Origin of the sequence: Variovorax sp. YR216, from assembly GCF_900107745.1 — a bacterium.
Classification (GTDB): Bacteria; Pseudomonadota; Gammaproteobacteria; order Burkholderiales; family Burkholderiaceae_C; genus Variovorax.
In genome coordinates, this window is record NZ_FNRO01000033.1 from 19,086 (window position 1) to 35,656 (window position 16,571).

Annotated in this window: 15 protein-coding genes and 1 pseudogene; 3 read left to right on the forward strand and 13 right to left on the reverse strand. The window is 65.2% G+C overall.

Annotation, left to right across the window (positions count from 1 at the left end; all coding sequences use genetic code 11):
* Window positions 1-7: 7 nt before the first annotated feature.
* From BLW05_RS34860 to BLW05_RS34870, 3 genes are all read right to left on the reverse strand, one after another.
* On the reverse strand, window positions 8-1,930 hold the full coding sequence (locus tag BLW05_RS34860) for a PrkA family serine protein kinase (protein ID WP_093169456.1): 1,923 nt from the start codon (window positions 1,928-1,930) through the stop codon (window positions 8-10).
* Window positions 1,931-2,435: 505 nt separating this feature from the next.
* Window positions 2,436-3,422 (reverse strand): Bug family tripartite tricarboxylate transporter substrate binding protein, encoded by a 987-nt coding sequence (locus BLW05_RS34865; RefSeq protein WP_093169458.1) that lies wholly within the window; start codon window positions 3,420-3,422, stop codon window positions 2,436-2,438.
* A 48-nt stretch (window positions 3,423-3,470) separates the two neighbouring features.
* Window positions 3,471-4,343 carry a fumarylacetoacetate hydrolase family protein gene (locus BLW05_RS34870; protein WP_093169460.1) on the reverse strand — a complete coding sequence of 291 codons (873 nt, stop codon included), beginning with the start codon at window positions 4,341-4,343 and terminating at the stop codon, window positions 3,471-3,473.
* 89 nt (window positions 4,344-4,432) lie between these two features.
* Between BLW05_RS34870 and BLW05_RS34875 the strand changes: the two genes are divergently transcribed.
* The 3 genes from BLW05_RS34875 (at window position 4,433) to BLW05_RS34885 (ending at window position 6,970) form a co-directional block, all read left to right on the forward strand.
* Entirely contained in the window at window positions 4,433-5,137 is a 705-nt protein-coding gene (locus tag BLW05_RS34875; protein ID WP_256330647.1) for a FadR/GntR family transcriptional regulator, read from the forward strand.
* A 154-nt stretch (window positions 5,138-5,291) separates the two neighbouring features.
* A complete protein-coding gene (locus BLW05_RS34880) occupies window positions 5,292-6,281 on the forward strand; it encodes a tripartite tricarboxylate transporter substrate binding protein (RefSeq protein ID WP_256330648.1) in 990 nt (329 codons plus the stop codon).
* Window positions 6,278-6,970, forward strand: a complete 693-nt coding sequence (locus tag BLW05_RS34885; RefSeq protein ID WP_093169462.1) for a molybdate ABC transporter substrate-binding protein — start codon at window positions 6,278-6,280, stop codon at window positions 6,968-6,970. Before BLW05_RS34880 ends, BLW05_RS34885 begins: the two co-directional genes overlap by 4 nt.
* On the opposite strand, the gene dnaJ is transcribed toward BLW05_RS34885, so the two are convergent.
* The 10 genes and pseudogenes from dnaJ to BLW05_RS34935 form a co-directional block, all read right to left on the reverse strand.
* A complete protein-coding gene (dnaJ, locus tag BLW05_RS34890; protein ID WP_093169464.1) occupies window positions 6,963-8,093 on the reverse strand; it encodes a molecular chaperone DnaJ in 1,131 nt (376 codons plus the stop codon). The genes BLW05_RS34885 and dnaJ overlap by 8 nt on opposite strands.
* Window positions 8,094-8,192: 99 nt before the next feature.
* A complete protein-coding gene (dnaK, locus tag BLW05_RS34895; protein WP_093169466.1) occupies window positions 8,193-10,127 on the reverse strand; it encodes a molecular chaperone DnaK in 1,935 nt (644 codons plus the stop codon).
* Between the two features lie 107 nt (window positions 10,128-10,234).
* A complete protein-coding gene (gene grpE, locus BLW05_RS34900) occupies window positions 10,235-10,801 on the reverse strand; it encodes a nucleotide exchange factor GrpE (RefSeq protein ID WP_093169467.1) in 567 nt (188 codons plus the stop codon).
* Between the two features lie 131 nt (window positions 10,802-10,932).
* Window positions 10,933-11,283 carry an FKBP-type peptidyl-prolyl cis-trans isomerase gene (locus BLW05_RS34905; RefSeq protein ID WP_093169469.1) on the reverse strand — a complete coding sequence of 117 codons (351 nt, stop codon included), beginning with the start codon at window positions 11,281-11,283 and terminating at the stop codon, window positions 10,933-10,935.
* Between the two features lie 89 nt (window positions 11,284-11,372).
* Entirely contained in the window at window positions 11,373-11,696 is a 324-nt protein-coding gene (locus BLW05_RS34910) for a winged helix-turn-helix transcriptional regulator (RefSeq protein ID WP_093169486.1), read from the reverse strand.
* A gap of 163 nt (window positions 11,697-11,859) precedes the next feature.
* The gene (asd, locus tag BLW05_RS34915; protein WP_093169471.1) at window positions 11,860-12,711 is read right to left on the reverse strand and encodes an archaetidylserine decarboxylase; all 852 of its coding nucleotides are present in this window, start codon (window positions 12,709-12,711) and stop codon (window positions 11,860-11,862) included.
* A gap of 95 nt (window positions 12,712-12,806) precedes the next feature.
* Window positions 12,807-13,799: a Bug family tripartite tricarboxylate transporter substrate binding protein gene (locus BLW05_RS34920; RefSeq protein ID WP_093169488.1), complete on the reverse strand. Its 993-nt coding sequence runs from the start codon at window positions 13,797-13,799 to the stop codon at window positions 12,807-12,809.
* 147 nt (window positions 13,800-13,946) lie between these two features.
* Window positions 13,947-14,921, reverse strand: coding sequence for a Bug family tripartite tricarboxylate transporter substrate binding protein (locus BLW05_RS34925; protein ID WP_093169473.1), 975 nt, complete (start codon window positions 14,919-14,921; stop codon window positions 13,947-13,949).
* A 41-nt stretch (window positions 14,922-14,962) separates the two neighbouring features.
* Window positions 14,963-15,727, reverse strand: a complete 765-nt coding sequence (locus tag BLW05_RS34930; RefSeq protein ID WP_093169475.1) for an SDR family NAD(P)-dependent oxidoreductase — start codon at window positions 15,725-15,727, stop codon at window positions 14,963-14,965.
* A 76-nt stretch (window positions 15,728-15,803) separates the two neighbouring features.
* Window positions 15,804-16,571, reverse strand: a pseudogene (locus tag BLW05_RS34935) (UxaA family hydrolase); the annotation flags it as partial.

The following is a 16,571-nucleotide window of genomic DNA, read 5'->3' on the forward strand; positions in this document are numbered from 1 at the left end:
TAGCTCGTCATGAGCTCTTGCGTACGCGTAGATACCACTCGCACAGCAGACGCACCTGTTTGGCGGTGTAGCCCTTCTGCACCATGCGATTGACGAAATCCTCGTGCTTCTTGAGCTCGTCGGCGCTGCTCTTGGCGTTGAAGCTGATGACCGGCAGAAGTTCCTCGGTGTTCGAGAACATCTTCTTCTCGATCACGGTACGCAGCTTCTCGTAGCTGGTCCACAGCGGGTTCTTGCCTGCATTGCCGGCACGCGCGCGCAGCACGAAGTTGACGATTTCGTTGCGGAAGTCCTTCGGGTTGCTGATGCCCGCGGGCTTCTCGATCTTTTCGAGCTCGGCGTTGAGCGAGCTGCGGTCGAACACTTCGCCGGTGTCCTGGTCGCGGTATTCCTGGTCCTGGATCCAGTAGTCGGCGTAGGTGACGTAGCGGTCGAAGATGTTCTGGCCGTACTCCGAGTAGCTTTCGAGGTACGCCGTCTGGATCTCCTTGCCGATGAACTCCGCGTAGCGCGGGGCGATCAGCTCCTTGATGTAGGACAGGTACTTCTGCTCGGTCTCGGGCGCGAACTGCTCGCGCTCGATCTGCTGCTCGAGCACGTACATCAGGTGCACCGGATTGGCCGCGACTTCGCTGCTGTCGAAGTTGAAGACCTTCGAGATGATCTTGAAGGCGAAGCGCGTCGAGACACCGCTCATGCCCTCGTCGACACCTGCATAGTCGCGGTACTCCTGGATGGACTTGGCCTTGGGGTCGGTGTCCTTCAGGTTGTCGCCGTCATAGACCTGCATCTTGCTGAAGATGCTGGAGTTCTCCGGCTCCTTCAGCCGCGTGAGCACGGAGAACTGCGACATCATGCGCAGCGTGCCGGGCGCGCACGGCGCCTGGGCGAGCGACGAGTTGCGCACCAGCTTCTCGTAGATCTTGATTTCCTCGGAGACGCGCAGGCAGTAGGGCACCTTGACGATGTATATCCGGTCGAGGAAGGCCTCGTTGTTCTTGTTGTTGCGGAAAGCCTTCCATTCGCTCTCGTTGCTGTGCGCGAGCACGATGCCGTCGAAAGGAATGGCGCCGAAGCCTTCGGTGCCCTTGAAGTTGCCTTCCTGCGTGGCGGTCAGCAGCGGATGCAGCACCTTGATCGGCGCCTTGAACATTTCCACGAACTCGAGCAGGCCCTGGTTTGCGAGGCACAGGCCGCCGGAGTAGGCGTAGGCATCGGGATCGTCCTGCGCATAGTCCTCGAGCTTGCGGATGTCGATCTTGCCGACCAGCGAGGAGATGTCCTGGTTGTTCTCGTCGCCGGGCTCGGTCTTCGCGACCGCGATCTGCCGCAGCACGGACGGATAGCGCTTGACCACCTGGAACTGGCGGATGTCGCCGCCATACTCTTCCAGCCGCTTCACTGCCCAGGGAGACAGGATGCGCTGCAGGTAGCGACGTGGGATGCCGTACTCCTTTTCGAGGATCTCGCCGTCTTCGGTGGCGTCGAAGAGACCGAGCGGCGATTCGTTCACCGGCGAGCCCTTGATCGAATAGAAGGGCACGTGCTCCATGAGCTGCTTCAGGCGCTCGGCGATCGAGCTCTTGCCGCCACCCACGGGGCCCAGCAGATAGAGGATCTGCTTCTTCTCTTCGAGACCCTGCGCGCCGTGGCGGAAGTACGAGACCACTTGTTCGATGGCATCTTCCATGCCGTAGAACTCGCGGAACGCGGGGTAGATCTTGATGACCTTGTTGGCGAAGATCCGCGACAGGCGGGGGTCGTTGCGCGTATCCACCAACTCCGGCTCACCGATGGCCTTGAGCATGCGCTCGGCCGCGGTCGCGTAGGCCAGCGGATCCCGCTTGCAGATCTCCAAGTACTCCTGCAAGGACAGGACCTCTTCGCGCGTACGTTCGTAACGAGCCGCGAAGTTACTGATGACATCCATAGACACCTCCATCGAGTCAGCGGGGCGCTGCCCGGAGTTTCCGTGCTGCACACGTTGCATCGTTCGCAGGAATGGTGCCAGGTGATGTGTGCACGCTTTGGATCAACTCCTCAAGCAGGTACTTGTTCAAAGCATAGAACAAAGAGAGCGCCGAGCAAATTGCTTTTGGGATAAGAACCACAGGAAGTTTGAAAGTTCAGCGCAAAAGTTGCGGGCATCGTGAACTCATTGAGTAACCCGACGTGCACGATGGGCGAAGTGTGGCGATCGTCGTGCGCACGGAGGTGCCGACCGTGTCGGGATTCATCGTGTGCACTTGTCGGTTCTTTCCATATTTCCAGACGCTGTATTTCCAATCGAACGCGCGACGCGAGTCGGCGGCATACGAATAAACGTGAATGGCGCGACAATCTCTGCATATTCATAAACAGCGGCGCGCAGCAAAAAAGCGGCCGATGGGCCGCCTTTTCTTCTTTGCGGTTCGAACCGCTGCCCAAGATCGCGCTCACTCGACCTTGCCGATCTTCCGGACCGCTTCCGTCATGGTGCTTGCATCCGCAGTCCAGTAGGCTTGGAACGCCGGCGCATCGAGATACGCGAGCGGGCTGCCCGCCTTTTCGATCACCTGTGCCACCGCCGGGTCCGCAGCGACCTTGGCCGAAGCCGCGCGGAGCTTGCGGACGACTTCGTCCGGCGTTCCGGCCGGAACGAAGAGGCCCGACCACTGCGCGAATTTCACGTCGTATCCGGCCTGCTGCAGACTGGGCACGCCGGGCAGCGCCGCGAGCGGCTGATCGCCCCAATGCGCAAGCGCGCGCAGCTTGCCGGCGTTGATCTGCTGCACGACGGTAGCCGGTCCGCTCGCCACTGCGTCCACCTGGCCGGCGAGCAGGGCCATGACCGCGGGCCCCGCACCGGTGTACGGAATGTGCGTCATGCGAAAGCCGGCGGCGTTCTTCAGCATCTCCATCGGCACGTGCATGGTGCCGTAGTTGCCGGAACTGCCGTAGTTGTAGGTGCCCGGTTTGGTGCGCGCGTCGGCGATGAACTCCGCCAGGTTCTTCCATGGTGCATCGGCGCGCACCACCAGCACGGTCGGATCGGCGGTGAAGCGCGCGATCGGCTTGAACTGGTTCATCTGGTAGGCAGGCTTGCGCTCCAGGATCGCGTCCGCTTCCGGGAGGATCGAGATCGACGACAGGCTCAGAAGCACGGTGTAACCGTCCGCAGGTGCGCGGGCGACGAAACCGATGCCCACCGCGCCGCCGGCTCCGGCCCGGTTGTCGACAACCACCGGCTGCTTGAGTTCGCGCGACAAGGCCTCGGCCACCGGCCGGGCCACCGTGTCGGCCACGCCGCCGGGCGGGAAGGGCACGACCATGGTGATCGGCTTCTGGGGCCAATCGCCCTGCGCCAAGGCGGCGGGTACAGCGCCAATCCCCGCCGTCGCGAGCAGCCCCATCTGCAGCAGCGCGCGTCGTGATGCGTTCATATATGTTGTCTCCGTCTCGTGGTGTTTGAATGCTGTCGGATCGGCGAATCACACGAACCGGTTTTCCAGCACGCCCAGGCCGTCGATTTCGATCCGGACCACGTCGCCCGACTTGAGGTACTGCGGCGGCGTGAGGCCCATGCCGACCCCGGCCGGCGTCCCGGTGGCAATCACGTCGCCCGCATTCAGCGTAATGCCGCGCGAGCAGGTCTCGATCAGCGTCGGGATGTCGAAGATCAGGTCGGTGGTGAGACCGTCCTGACGCTGCTCGCCGTTGACCCAGCAGCGGACCCGGGTATCGGTCCCGTCGAGCTCGTCGGCGGTGACGATCCACGGGCCCATCGGGCAGAAGGTGTCGAACGACTTCCCCAGATCCCACTGCTGGTGCCGCATCTGCACGTCGCGCGCGGTCACGTCGTTGACGATCGTGTAGCCGTAAACGTGCGACATGGCGGCCTCGCGCGTGATGTTGCGGCCGGGCTTGCCGATCACCACCGCCAGTTCGGCTTCGTAGTCGATCTGCGCCGAGATCGCTTCACCGGGCAGGTGCACCTCGTCGTTCGGGCCGATCACGCATTCCGGCACCTTGGTGAATACGATCGGCCATGAATCGACCTTGGCGGCGCTGTTCTTGAACACGGATCCCGACAGTTCCTTCGCATGCGCGTGGTAGTTGCGCCCCACGCAGAAGATGTTGCGGCGCTGCATGGGCAGCGGTGCTTCGAGCCGGACAGCGCCGAGCGCCACGGCCTCGCCGGTCGCCGGCAGGCGGGAGTCGCCGGTGGCCTGCGCCTCGATGAGCGAGAGTGCGCCGCGTCGGGTGCGCGGGGGCTCGATCTGGAACGGCGACACCGTCTGGCCATCGGCCGAGACGAGGCCGACCTGCCGACGGCCTTGATATTGGAAGGTGGCAATGCGCAAAATGATCTCCTTTTGACAGACCAAATGCTACCAATGCGATACCAAGTGCACAATAGAGTCCGGCACCCGCATCGACGTTGATACGATCGGTGCGTCCCACCCACTCATCCTGTTCCGCCATCGTGCACAGTGCCCTGACCCTGCGGGAAGCAATTCTCGAGAACCTGAAGTCGCGCGCCTGGCGTGCCGGCCACCGGCTGCCGACCGAGCGCGAGCTGTGCGGGCAATTCGGGCTGAGCCGATCGACGGTGCGGCGGGTGCTCGGCGATCTGAAGACCCGCGGCCTCATCACGCAGACCGTCGGCAGCGGCACCTACGTCAGCCACGATGTAGGCCGTGCGCTGGCGGACATCAGCAGCGGTGAATCGCCGCTCGCCACCAGTCCGGCGGAGCTCATGAGTGCGCGCCTCGTGCTGGAACCCGCGATCATCGCGATGGTGATCGGCAACGCGACGGCAGCGGATTTCGAGAGGATGGACCAGTGCTGCGACAAGGGCGAGGCGGCCGCGACCATCGAGGAGTTCGAGCTGTGGGACGGCAAGCTGCACGAGGCGATCGCCGACGCCGCGCACAACAGTTTCATCTCCACCGTCTTCCAGCGCATGAACGAGGTCCGGGCGCAAAGCGAGTGGGGCATGCTCAAGCGCCGGAGCGCCACGCCCGAGCGGCGGCTCGAATACCAGCGCGAGCATCGCGACCTCGTGGCGGCGCTGAAGGATCGCGACAGCGCCCGGGCGGCGGAGCTTTGCCTCGGGCATCTGGTGCATGTGCGCCGCAACCTGCTCGGCTTCTGATTGGCGCCCACGCCACACCGGGTTGCGGACTAACCCGGCCTTGCATTGACCCCGGTCCGGGTGCTCGCTATATTGGTTTCCGATTGGCGAGCAAGTATACCAATCGATACCAATCAGGGCGGGATCCACTCGCCTGAAGTCCGGAGACAAAGTCATGAGGCATGGGATTCAGCGTGCGCGACCGGCGATTCGCGCCTGGATGACCGCGGCACTGGTCGTGGCGGCCCCATGGGCTGGCGCGCAGGATTACCCCACCCGTCCGGTCCGCGTCATCGTGCCCTTTGCGGCCGGCGGCCCGGCGGACGTGTATGCGCGTTTCGTCGCCGGCCGTCTGCAGGAGGCACTGGGCCAGGGCTTCGTGGTGGACAACCGGCCCGGTGCCGGTTCGGTGATCGGCACCGATGCCGCCGCCAAGAGCCCGGCGGACGGCTACACGCTGCTCCTGATGTCCAACGCGCACACGGTCAACGAGTCGCTGATTCCGAACAAGCCCTATCAGCTCATGCGCGACTTCACGCCGGTCGCCGCGATCAACTATTCCGACCTGGTGCTCGTCACCCGCAGCGGCCTGCCTGTCGATGACCTGGGGCAGCTCATCGCGATGGCGAAATCCCGTCCCGGCGCACTGAGCTACGCCTCGTCCGGCCCGGGCACCCCGTACCACATGGCCGGCGAACTCTTCAAGGCGATGGCGGGCGTGTCGATCCTGCACATTCCATACCGCGGCAGCGCCGGCGCGCGCACCGACGTGCTCGGCGGGCAGGTCGACATGATGTTCGACGCGGTGCCGACCATGAGCGAGCACGTGCGCGCCGGGAAGGTGAAGGCGATGGCGACCACCGGTCTCGCGCGCTCGGCCGTGATGCCGGACGTGCCAACGGTCGACCAGGCCGGCGTACCCAAATACGAGGCCACCATCTGGCTGGGCCTGATGGCGCCGAAGGGCACCCCTCCCGCCATCGTCGAGCGTCTCAACGCCGAAGTGGTCAAGATCGCGTCGAATCCCGACGTGATCCGCGCGTGGAAGGCGCAGGGGGCAACCCCGATGACGATGAACGTCGCCGATTTCACCCGCTACATGAACGATGACATCGCCAAGTGGGCGCGCGTCGTCAAGATTTCTGGCGCGAAGGCAGATCAATGAACATTCTTTGTGCGGGCGCGGCCCAGGGCCTGGTCAAGGCATTGCAGGGCGTCTTCCTGGAGCTGACCGGCGCCAAGGTCGAAGGGCGCTTCGGCGCGGTGGGTGCGATGAAAGAGGCGCTGCTGGCCGGCGAGCCGTGCGACGTGATGGTCGTCACCGCGCCCATGGTGGCTGAACTGCAGGACGAGCGACGGTTGATTCTGGATTCGGAGGCCCCGCTCGGCCGCGTGCGCACCGGCATCGCAGTTCGCGCGGGCGATCCGGTGCCCGCGATCTCCACGCCCGATGAGCTGAGGGACAGCCTGCTCGCTGCGAGCGCGATCTACTTCCCCGATGCGCAGCGCTCGACCGCGGGCATCCACTTCGCGTCGGTGCTGACGAAGCTCGGCTTTGCCAATGATGTGGCGACGCGGCTGCGCACCTTTCCGAATGGCGCGACGGCGATGCGCGAACTGGCGGCGGAACCGCGCCACGGCGCGATCGGCTGCACGCAGATCACCGAAATCAAGTACACGCCCGGCATCGCGCTGGCCGGGCCGTTGCCGGAGGCTTTCGAGCTCGCGACGGTCTACACGGCCGCCGTGAGCGCCACCGCGCGAAATCCGGCGCTCGCCCAGCGTTTCGTCGCGCTGCTGTCCGGGCCGACCTCGCGCTGCCTGCGGGCGCAGGGCGGCTTCGAAATCAGCTGAAGAACTCCTTGGCCTTGTCGAACCAGCCCTTGTCGGTCGGGCTGTGCTTGTCGCCGCCCTTCTTGAGGGACTCGTCGAGTTCCTTGAGCAGCTTGCGCTGGTGCTCGGTGAGCTTGACCGGGGTTTCGACGCGCACGTGGCAATACAGGTCGCCGGGATAGGTCGAGCGCACGCCCTTGATGCCCTTGCCGCGCAGGCGGAACTGCTTGCCGCTTTGCGTGCCGTCCGGGATGTCGATCGCCGCCGGCCCCTTGAGCGTGGGCACGCTGATCTCGCCGCCCAGTGCAGCGGTCGTGATGCTGACCGGCACCACGCAGTGCAGGTCGTCGCCGTCGCGCTCGAAGATCTCGTGCTTCTTGAGGCGGATCTCTATATAGAGATCCCCCGGCGGCCCGCCGTTGGTGCCGGGCTCGCCATTGCCGCTGCTGCGGATGCGCATGCCATCGTCGATGCCGGCCGGGATCTTCACTTCCAGCGTCTTGTTGTTCTTGATCTTGCCCTGGCCGTGGCAGGTGGTGCAGGGTTCCGGAATGATCTTGCCCGAGCCATGGCAGGTCGGGCAGGTCTGCTGCACGCTGAAGAAGCCCTGGCGCATCTGCACCGCGCCCTGGCCGTGGCAGGTGGTGCAGGTGATCGGCTTGGTGCCCGGCTTGGCGCCGGTGCCCTTGCAGGTGCCGCATTCGTCCCAGCTCGGGATGCGGATCTGCGCATCCTTGCCGTCGGCAGCTTCCTCGAGCGTGATTTCCATCGCGTAGCTCAGGTCGCTGCCGCGGTAGACCTGGCGGCCGCCACGGGCGCCGGCGCGCCCGCCGAAGACGTCGCCGAAGATGTCGCCGAAGGCTTCCGCGAAGCCGCCGAAGCCTTCCGCGCCCGGGCCGCGCATGTTCGGGTCGACGCCCGCGTGGCCGTACTGGTCGTAGGCCGCGCGCTTCTGGCCGTCGGACAGCATTTCGTAGGCTTCCTTGACCTCCTTGAACTTGGCCTCCGCTTCCTTGCTGGAGTCCCCGTGATTGCGGTCAGGGTGGTGCTTCATCGCGAGCTTGCGATAAGCCTTCTTGATTTCATCCTCGTTCGCGTTCTTGGGGACGCCGAGGATTTCGTAGTAGTCGCGTTTGGTGGCCATGATGGGGTCGGGGCGAGGTCGTCAGGAAGCAGCTGCAGGAAGCGGAAAAGGCTGGACCCCCTTTTCGGAGTGGTCCAGCCTTGGGTCAGGGCGTGAGGATCAGCCCTTCTTGACTTCCTTCACTTCGGCGTCGACCACGTTGTCGTCGGCCGGAGCGCTCGCAGCTTCCGGGCCGGCGCCAGCCGCGGCACCGGCCGCGCCTGCGGCAGCCTGTGCGTCCGCGTACATCTTCTCGCCGAGCTTCTGGCTGGCGGCCATCAGCGTGTTGGTCTTTTCCTCGATGGCGGACTTGTCTTCACCCTTCAGGGCTTCCTCGACGTCCTTGATCGCGGCTTCGATCTTTTCCCTCTCGCCGGCATCGAGGCTGGCGCCGTGCTCGCCAAGCGACTTCTTCACGCTGTGAGCCATGGCTTCGCCCTGGTTGCGGGCCTGGGCCAGTTCGACCTTCTTCTTGTCCTCGGCCGCGTTGAGCTCGGCGTCCTTCACCATCTTCTGGATCTCGTCTTCCGACAGGCCCGAGTTCGCCTTGATGGTGATCTTGTTTTCCTTGCCGGTGCCCTTGTCCTTGGCGCCGACGTGCAGGATGCCGTTGGCGTCGATGTCGAAGCTCACCTCGATCTGCGGCGTGCCGCGCGATGCCGGCGGGATGCCTTCGAGGTTGAACTCGCCGAGCAGCTTATTGCCCGCGGCGACTTCGCGCTCGCCCTGGAACACCTTGATCGTCACGGCCGGCTGGTTGTCCTCGGCGGTCGAGAAGGTCTGCGCGAACTTCGTCGGGATCGTGGTGTTCTTGGTGATCATCTTGGTCATCACGCCGCCCATCGTCTCGATGCCGAGCGACAGCGGGGTCACGTCCAGCAGCAGCACGTCCTTGCGGTCGCCCGAGAGCACCTGGCCCTGCACGGCGGCGCCGACGGCCACGGCTTCATCGGGGTTCACGTCCTTGCGCGGGTCCTTGCCGAAAAACTCCTTGACCTTGTCCTGCACCTTGGGCATGCGGGTCTGGCCGCCGACCAGGATCACGTCGCTGATGTCCGACACGCTGACGCCGGCGTCCTTGATGGCGGTGCGGCACGGCGCAATGGTGCGCTCGATCAGGTCATCGACCAGGCTTTCGAGCTTGGCGCGGGTGAGCTTGATGTTCAGGTGCTTCGGACCCGAGGCATCGGCCGTGATGTAGGGCAGGTTGATGTCCGTCGCGGCGCTGTTCGACAGCTCGATCTTGGCCTTCTCGGCCGCTTCCTTCAGGCGCTGCAGCGCGAGCACGTCCTTGGAGAGGTCGACGCCCTGTTCCTTCTTGAACTCGGAAATGATGTAGTCGATGACGCGCTGGTCGAAGTCCTCGCCGCCCAGGAAGGTGTCGCCGTTGGTCGACAGCACTTCGAACTGCTTCTCGCCGTCCACGTCGGCGATCTCGATGATCGAGATGTCGAAGGTGCCGCCGCCGAGGTCATACACCGCGATCTTGCGGTCACGCTTGTCCTGCTTGTCGAGGCCGAAGGCCAGCGCAGCGGCCGTCGGCTCGTTGATGATGCGCTTGACGTCCAGGCCCGCGATGCGGCCGGCGTCCTTGGTGGCTTGGCGCTGGCTGTCGTTGAAGTAGGCGGGGACGGTGATGACCGCTTCGGTCACGGTTTCGCCGAGGTAGTCTTCGGCGGTCTTCTTCATCTTGCGCAGGATTTCGGCGCTGATCTGCTGCGGTGCGAGCTTCTTGCCGCGCACTTCCACCCAGGCGTCGCCGTTGTCGGCCTTGGTGATGGTGTAGGGCATCAGGTCGATGTCCTTCTGGACTTCCTTCTCTTCGAACTTGCGGCCGATCAGGCGCTTGACGGCGTAGACGGTGTTCTTGGGGTTCGTCACCGCCTGACGCTTGGCCGAGGCGCCGACCAGTACTTCGCCGTCTTCCTGGTAGGCCACGATCGAAGGCGTGGTGCGGGCGCCTTCGGAGTTCTCGATCACACGCGTGGTGTTGCCTTCCATGATCGACACGCACGAATTGGTGGTGCCGAGGTCGATGCCGATGATTTTGGCCATGTTGTTGCTCCTGGGGATCTGAAAAATGAGGTTGTTGTGAACTTGTGGATAACCCGGTGCGATTCAAGGGATCGGCTGGGGTTTTCCTGTGAGTTTCTTGTTGGCTTTCAGCTCGGGCTGCTGACGGTCACGAGGGCGGGGCGGAGGATGCGGTCGGCGATCGTGTAGCCCTTCTGCAGCACGCCGACGATGGTGTTGGCGTCCTGGCCGGGCGCCGGGACCATCGAGATGGCCTGGTGCAGGTGCGGATCGAACTTGCTCCCGGCCGGCGGCGCGATTTCGATGACCTTGTTGCGCTCCAGCGCGCTCTTGAGCTGGCGCAGCGTGGCTTCGGTGCCTTCGCGCAGGTGCTCGACCGAGGCGTCCTGCACCGCGAGGCCGGCTTCGAGGCTGTCCAGCACGGGCAGCAGGCTCTCGGCGAAGCCTTCGATGGCGAACTTGCGGCCTTTGGAGACTTCTTCATCGGCGCGGCGGCGGGCGTTCTGCACGTCGGCCTGGGCGCGGAGGTACTGGTCGGCCAGTTCGGCGTTCTTGGCCTGCAGGGCTGCGATCTCGGCCTGGGCCGCCGCAAGCGCGTCGGCTTCGTTCGCGGCCTGCGCTGCCTCCAGCTCTTCGGGGCTGGGGGCACCTTGCAGGGTCTCGGGATTCGGTTGGGTGTTTTGCGGGTCTGACATGCTCAAAAGGCCGGCAACCAAGCCGGAAATCAACGAAAAACGAACGACAAGCAGCCAACTGGGGTCTGCCGCAGGGTTTTCAAGAAAAAAATGCGCCGAAAACGGCGCATTTCATCGGCTCCGAGAGCCGGTCAGTGGGCGTCGAGAAGCTCGACGTCGAACTTGAGCGTAGCGTTCGGCGGAATCACGCCGCCCGCACCGCGCGCACCGTAGCCGAGCGACGGCGGAATGATCAGGGTGCGCTTGCCGCCGATCTTCATGCCGGCGACGCCTTCGTCCCAGCCCTTGATGACCTGGCCGGCGCCCAGCGAGAAGGCGAAGGGGTCGTTGCGGTCGCGGCTGGAGTCGAACTTGGCGCCTTGCACGCCGTCGTTGTAGAGCCAGCCGGTGTAGTGCACATGGACGTGATGGCCGGGCTTGGCTTCGGCGCCGTCGCCGACCGTGGTGTCTTCGTACTGCAGGCCGGAGGGGGTGGTGGGCATGGTGCGCTCCTGTGGAATTTGGGACGAAACCGCGCAGTTTAACGAGGGCGGAGGAGCCGTCCTGCAGTCCGTGACGCCGTCGGGCCGCCCTACGGCGATGGCGCGGGCGCCTTCTTGGCCTGGCCCTGCTGCCATTTCGCGGCGAACGCCTGCAGGTCCGAAAGCCGCTTGAGCAGGTCCTGCCCGCTCAGCGTCAGGCTGTATCCCTCATGGCCGTGGCTGACAAGGCCGGCTTCTCGCAGTTCCTTGATGCGGGTGTTGAGTGTGTTCGGGGTGATGCCGCCGACGCTGTCCTGCAGCAGTCGGAAAGTCTGGGCATGTCCGTCCCGCAAGGCCCAGAGAACGCGCAGCGCGTAGCGGGCTTCCAGCAGCGCGAGCAACTGGCTGATCGCTGCGTTTTCCTTGCCACTCATCGACATCAGACTCCTCGGGAACACGGCAGCCAGTGCGGCTACTTTCTTCTTGTGACACGCTCGTGACCCCACGAGCCGGGCGGCGAATATAGCCCAGAAGGTCGATTGCTACAACTTTAATAGCTGAGAAGGCAGGCAGGCTGCGGGTCGTGAGCTTGCGAGTTCAGACCGACGCGTAGTTGGCCATCGCTTCGCCGAGGCGGATGGGGCGCGCGGGCGCCCAGTCCGGATTGAAGCCCAGCGGCGGGGAAGGGAACAGCAGGACCACTGTCGAGCCGAGCAGGAACCGGCCCATTTCCGCGCCCTTTTTCAAGACGACCTGCTGGTCGTCGTAGCGCCATTCGCGGATCTCGCCGGGGCGCGGCGGATTGACCACGCCGTGCCAGACCGTCGCCATGCTGCCCACGATGGTTGCGCCGACGAGCGTCAATACGAATGGCCCGCGCGCCGATTCGAAGACGCACACCACGCGTTCGTTTCGCGCGAAGAGCCCGGGTACACCGCGAGCCGTCGTGGGATTGACCGAGAACAGGTCGCCCGGCACGTAGGTCATCCGCAGGAGTCTGCCGTCGCACGGCATGTGGATGCGGTGGTAGTCCCGCGGGCTCAGATACAGGGTGGCGAAGCTGCCGCGCTTGAAGCGTTCGGCGAGCGCTGCGTCACCGCCGACCAACGCGGTCGTCGAGTAGCTGTGCCCCTTGGCCTGGAAGATCTGGTCGCCCTCGATCGGGCCGAACTGGCTGATCGCGCCGTCGACCGGTGCGACGAGGTCGGCATCGGCGATCGGCCGCGCGCCGGGCTTGAGGGCGCGCGTGAAGAATTCGTTGAAGCTCCGGTAGCTCGCGATGTCGCTGTCCAGCGCCTCGCCCATGTCCACGCCGTACTTGTCGACGAAGCGCCGGATGATCCAGGTGGTGACTGCCCCGCGTTCCTTGCCTGCGACCCACCCGGCAAAGGAGGTCAATGCCTGCTTCGGGATCAGGTACTGCGGCAGGACGGCGAGGCGATCGGACAAGGGCGTTCTCGGCTAAAGCGGTGGGCGATTCTATCGATGGGCCCGGACCCGGCTGGGTCGGACGGCGGGCCGCCCGAGTGGCGGCCCGCGTCCCGCTACTCGGGCTTGATGTTCGCGGCCTTGATGACCTGCGCCCACTTCTCGACTTCAGCCTTCTGGAAGGCTGCGATCTGCGTGGTCGTCATGTCCGCCGGCAGCATGCCGAAGCTCTTGAGCTTCTCCTGCATGTCGGGCTCCGCGAGGATCGTGCGGATCTCCTTGTGAAGCCGGTCGATGACCGGCGCCGGTGTGCCCGCCGGGACGAAGATCGCCTGCCACGAAAGCACCTCGAAGTTCTCCAGGCCGTGAATCCCTGATTCGGCGACCGTGGGCACGTCGGGCATCGAAGGCAGCCGCTTGGCCGAGGTTACTGCGATTGCGCGCAATTTGCCGCTCTGGATGTGCGGGCCCGCGACGACGGTGGTGTCGAACATCATGTCCACCTGGCCACCGATCACGTCCTGGATCGCGGGGCCGCTGCCCTTGTAAGGGATGTGCGTGAACTTCACGCCGGACTTGTACGCCAGCAGTTCGAGCGCGAGATGCTGCGAGGTGCCGGTGCCTGCCGAGGCAGACGACAACCCGCCAGGCTTTGCCTTGCTGGCTTCGAGCACGTCCTTCAGCGTCTTGTAGGGGCTCGCGTGGTTGACCACCAGCACCACCGGATTGGTGCCGATCAGCGTCACCGGCGCGAAGGACTTCTGTGGGTCGTAGCCGATCCTCGGGTAGAGGCTGACGTTGATCGCGTGCGAGCTGATCGTGCCGCCGAGCAGGGTGAGCCCATCGGGCGCGGCACGCGAGGCCATCTCGGAGCCGATGCTGCCGCCCGCGCCGCCCTTATTGTCCACCACCACGGTGGTGCCGAGCGCGGTGCCCAGCTTCTGCGAGATCAGCCGCGCGAGCACGTCGGTCGTGCCGCCGGCGGGGAAGGGGACCATGTAGGTGATCGTCTTGCCGCTCGGCCACTGGGACTGTGCGAAGGTGGGCAAAGAGGGCAAGGCGCCGGCCATTGAGGCGAGCGCGGTTTGGATGAGAGTGCGGCGATGCATGAACATGTCTCCAGGGATAAAACTCGCCCCCAGGCTCGCGCACTTCGTGTCGCTCTCCACCCCCGACCGGGGGCAATACCAGTGGCCCGGCAAAGCCGGTTCCACGGTATTCCTGAACTGGGGGGGCCTTTGCGGCGTGTCAGGGCCTCAGGGCTTGATGTTGAGCTTGGTGATGAGGTCCTTGTAGTAGGCGTTGTCCTTGGCCAGCGTCGCCTTGAAGGCCGCTCCGTCGGTGTAGACGTAGCCCAGGTTCAGCTTGTCCATCGCCTCGCGCATCATCGGCTCGGCGGCGGTCTTGGCGGTGATCTCGCGCAGCTTGGCCATCACTTCGGGCGGCGTGTTCTTGGGTGCGCCGAGGCCGCGCCAAGTGCCGATCGAGACATCGATGCCGCGCTCCTTGGCGGTCGGCACCTTCTCGAAACCCTTCACGCGCTGGTCCGCCATGACCATCAGCATCTTGAGCTTGCCGGACTGCACATAGGTCGAGACTTCGGCCGGGCTGACCGCGACCGCCTCGATGTGTCCGCCCAGCAGTGCCAGCACGGCGGGCGCCGCCCCCTGGAACGGGATGTGGCCGAACTTCGCGCCTGTCTTGTCTTCCAGCGCGGCCGCGGCGAGATGCCAGATCGAGCCGTTGCCGGAGTTGCCGACGCGCACGCTTTCAGGGCTCTTCTTCGCGGCCGCGAGGAATTCCTCGATGGTGTTCCACGGCGCGTCGGCCTTGACCGTGATCGCGGCCGGATCGGCGTTGAGCTGTGCGATCGGCTGGAAGTCGTCGTAGTTGAACTTGGCGAGGCCGAGGTGCGGCAAGGTCAGCAGCTCGACCGTGAGCACCGCGAGCTTGTAGCCGTCGGGCTTGGCATTGATGACCTCGGTCCACCCGATCGCTCCGCCCGCGCCCGGACGGTTCACGACGACCATGCTTTGCGACATGTGCTTGCGGCTCGCATCCGCGAAGGTGCGCGCGAGGCCGTCGGTGCCGCCACCGGGCTGGTAGGGCACCACGAGCTCGATCGTGCGGTTGGGGAAGTCCGTCTCCGCCGCGGCCGGTGCGGCCAGGCCGAGCGAGAAGGCGGCCACCGCCGAGATCGCGGCCACGCCGCGCAGAAGGGTCGTTTTCAAGTCTTTGTCTCCGTTGTTGTCGATGGAAAAGCGAACCGTGTTCAGGGCATGTACTGACCGCCGTTCACTTCGAGGATCTGCCCGGTGACGTAGCCCGAAAGCTGCGGCGAGGCGAGATAGAGGAAGGCGCCGACGCAATCGTCCGGATCGCCGATGCGGGCCATCGGGATCGACGCCTTGAAGGATTCGAGCATCTGCGGCGTCGAGAAGCGATCGTGGAACGGCGTCTGGATGACGCCGGGCGCGACCGCGTTGACGCGGATGTTGTCGCCGGCGAGTTCTTTCGCGAGCCCGCGCGTCGCTGTGCTGACGAAGCCCTTCGCACCTGCGTACAGGTAGGCGCCAGGGCCACCGCCGTGGCGCGCGGCGACCGAGGTCACGTTGATGATGGCGCCCCCGCGTCCCTGCGCGCGCATCAGCGGCACCACCTCGCGGCAGAAGTCCAGCACCGAGCGTGCGTTGATGTGCAGCACCTCGTCGAAGATCCGGTCGTCGAATTCGGTGATGGGCATCCGCTTGACGAGGCTGCCCGCGTTGTTCACCAGCACGTCGATGCTGCCGAGCCGCTCGTTGACTTCCTTGGCCACCCGCGTGATCGCGGCGCTGTCGCGCACGTCGGCCTGCACTGCGAAGGCTTCACCGCCCGCGGCCTTGATGGTTGCGACGACCTGGTGGGCCGCATCGGCGGAACTGTTGTAGTGCACCGCCACGCGCATGCCCCGCGACGCATACGCAACGGCCACCGCTGCGCCGATGCCGGTGCTGGCGCCGGTGACGAGGGCCGTCTTGTTCTTGAGGTCTTCCATGTGCGACTCCAGGGAGCGAAAAAAAGAAGCACTGTGTTGTAGTCGGCATCGCCGCTGACGTCGACAGCGATGCAGCTCAGGTCACTGGCGCCGGATTGAACAGCACGAGCGCGTTGTGCAGCTTCCACTGCTCGGCCCATGTCTTCTTCCTGCCGCTGGCCACGTCCAGCATGAGGCGAAACAGCTCCCAGCCCACCTCCTCGATGGTCACTTCGCCATCGGCGATGCGCCCGGCGTTCACATCCATCAGGTCATGCCAGCGCCGCGCCAGGTCGCTGCGCGTGGCCACCTTGATCACCGGCACCTCGGCCAGGCCATAGGGCGTGCCCCGCCCGGTGGTGAACACATGCAGGTTGATGCCCGCAGCCACCTGCAGCGTGCCGCAGATGAAGTCGCTCGCCGGTGTCGCCGCGTAGATCAGGCCCTTCTGCCGGACCTTCTCGCCCGGCGAGATCACCCCCGAGATCGGCGCGCTGCCCGACTTGACGATCGAGCCCATCGCCTTCTCCACGATGTTGGACAGCCCGCCCTTCTTGTTGCCCGGCGTGGTGTTGGCGCTGCGGTCCACCCGGCCCTTGTCCAGGTAGGCGTCGTACCAGGCCATCTCGCGGATCATCGCCTCGGCCACCTCCGGCGTGGTCGCGCGCGCGGTGAGCTGGTCGATGCCGTCGCGCACCTCGGTGACCTCGGAGAACATCACGGTGGCCCCCGCGCGCACCAGCAAGTCGGTGCAAAAGCCCACCGCCGGGTTGGCCGTGACCCCCGAGAACGCATCGCTGCCGCCGCACTGCACGCCCACCACCAGTTCGCTGGCGGGCACCGTCTCGCGCTGGCGTGCGTTCAG

What these genes read in the sequence shown, in the direction of transcription:
- BLW05_RS34860 (WP_093169456.1), bottom strand. Translation starts at nt 1,930, where the DNA reads ATGGATGTCATCAGTAACTTCGCGGCTCGTTACGAACGTACGCGCGAA.
- BLW05_RS34865 (WP_093169458.1), bottom strand. Translation starts at nt 3,422, where the DNA reads ATGAACGCATCACGACGCGCGCTGCTGCAGATGGGGCTGCTCGCGACG.
- BLW05_RS34880 (WP_256330648.1), top strand. Translation starts at nt 5,292, where the DNA reads ATGAGGCATGGGATTCAGCGTGCGCGACCGGCGATTCGCGCCTGGATG.
- BLW05_RS34885 (WP_093169462.1), top strand. Translation starts at nt 6,278, where the DNA reads ATGAACATTCTTTGTGCGGGCGCGGCCCAGGGCCTGGTCAAGGCATTG.
- dnaJ (WP_093169464.1), bottom strand. Translation starts at nt 8,093, where the DNA reads ATGGCCACCAAACGCGACTACTACGAAATCCTCGGCGTCCCCAAGAAC.
- dnaK (WP_093169466.1), bottom strand. Translation starts at nt 10,127, where the DNA reads ATGGCCAAAATCATCGGCATCGACCTCGGCACCACCAATTCGTGCGTG.
- grpE (WP_093169467.1), bottom strand. Translation starts at nt 10,801, where the DNA reads ATGTCAGACCCGCAAAACACCCAACCGAATCCCGAGACCCTGCAAGGT.
- BLW05_RS34905 (WP_093169469.1), bottom strand. Translation starts at nt 11,283, where the DNA reads ATGCCCACCACCCCCTCCGGCCTGCAGTACGAAGACACCACGGTCGGC.
- BLW05_RS34910 (WP_093169486.1), bottom strand. Translation starts at nt 11,696, where the DNA reads ATGAGTGGCAAGGAAAACGCAGCGATCAGCCAGTTGCTCGCGCTGCTG.
- BLW05_RS34920 (WP_093169488.1), bottom strand. Translation starts at nt 13,799, where the DNA reads ATGCATCGCCGCACTCTCATCCAAACCGCGCTCGCCTCAATGGCCGGC.
- BLW05_RS34930 (WP_093169475.1), bottom strand. Translation starts at nt 15,727, where the DNA reads ATGGAAGACCTCAAGAACAAGACGGCCCTCGTCACCGGCGCCAGCACC.